We start from the raw sequence: 1,254 nt of genomic DNA, 5'->3' as shown, positions 1-1,254 counted from the left end.
TGTCGCACCGCTCGGGCGAGACCGAGGACTCGACCATCGCCGACCTCGCGGTGGCGACCAACTGCGGGCAGATCAAGACCGGTTCGCTCAGCCGCTCCGACCGTCTGGCCAAGTACAACCAGCTGATCCGCATCGAGCAGCAGCTCGGCGCCGCTTCGCGCTTCGCCGGACGGGCAATCCTCAAAAACTGAACGCATGTCGCCTGCGCAACAGGCCCCGCGGCACGTGTTTCCGAAGCACTGATCACTTTATTGTGGAGAACGGCATTATGAAAACAACCGATAATACGCCGGAATCCGTGGTTGAGAACGTGACCTTCGGCGAAATCGCAATTGGTCAATCGGCCAGCCTCACTCGTCAATTAACGCTCACGGACGTCGAGCTGTTTGCAACACTTTCAGGCAACATCGACCCCGCCCACCTTGATGAGAAGTTTGCGGCCGACAGCCGGTTCCAGAAGGTTATCGGCCACGGCATGTGGTCAGGGTCCTTGATCTCCGGCGTGTTGGGCTCGGTGCTGCCGGGTGCAGGCACCATTTACGTTAGCCAGGATATGCAGTTCCGTCGCCCCGTTGGGCTGGGTGACGTCGTTACCGCCGTGATAACCGTCACTGAGAAACGGCCGGACAAGCAAGTCGTTGTCTTCGACTGTGTGTGCGTGAACCAAAACGGCGAAGTCGTTACCACTGGCATCGCTAAGGTCATCGCCCCGAGCAACAAGGTCCGCCGCGCTGCGCACGAGCTGCCGCAGATCCAGATGATCCGCCACGACAAGCACGACGCGCTGCTGGACAAGTGCAAGGCGTTGCCGCCGGTGCTCACCGCCGTCGCCCACCCCTGCGATGGAAGCTCGCTCCGGGGCGCCGTCGAGGCCGCCGAGGCCGGCCTGATCGAGCCGATCCTCATCGGCCCCGAGGGCAAGATCCGCGCGCTCGCCGGTCTGCACGGGCTGGACATCGACCCGTACCTCATCGTCAACGTCAAGCACAGCCACGCCGCCGCCGAAGCCGCCGTGGCGCTCGCCCACTCGGGCGAGGCCGAGGCGGTGATGAAGGGCTCGCTGCACACCGACGAACTGATGGTCGAGGTCGTCAAGAAGGAGACCGGCCTGCGTACCGGCCGACGCTTGAGCCACGTCTTCGTGATGAACGTGCCGACCTACCCGCGGGCGTTGCTGATCACCGATGCGGCGATCAACATCTACCCGACGCTGGAGGACAAGGTCGACATCGTGCAGAACGCCATCGATCTGGC

General features: G+C 63.1%; 1 protein-coding gene and 1 pseudogene. Both read left to right on the top strand.

The window, feature by feature from the left end; genetic code table 11:
* Positions 1 to 191: pseudogene (gene eno / locus TSO221_RS34650) on the top strand (phosphopyruvate hydratase); the annotation flags it as partial.
* Between the two features lie 77 nt (positions 192 to 268).
* On the top strand, positions 269 to 1,254 hold a 986-nt coding region (locus TSO221_RS34645; RefSeq protein ID WP_146209016.1), incomplete at its 3' end, for a bifunctional enoyl-CoA hydratase/phosphate acetyltransferase.

The organism is Azospirillum sp. TSO22-1 (assembly GCF_003116015.1).
Lineage (GTDB): Bacteria > Pseudomonadota > Alphaproteobacteria > Azospirillales > Azospirillaceae > Azospirillum.
Note: the sequence above shows the minus strand (reverse complement) of the source record. Positions and strands in the feature narration are given on the sequence as shown.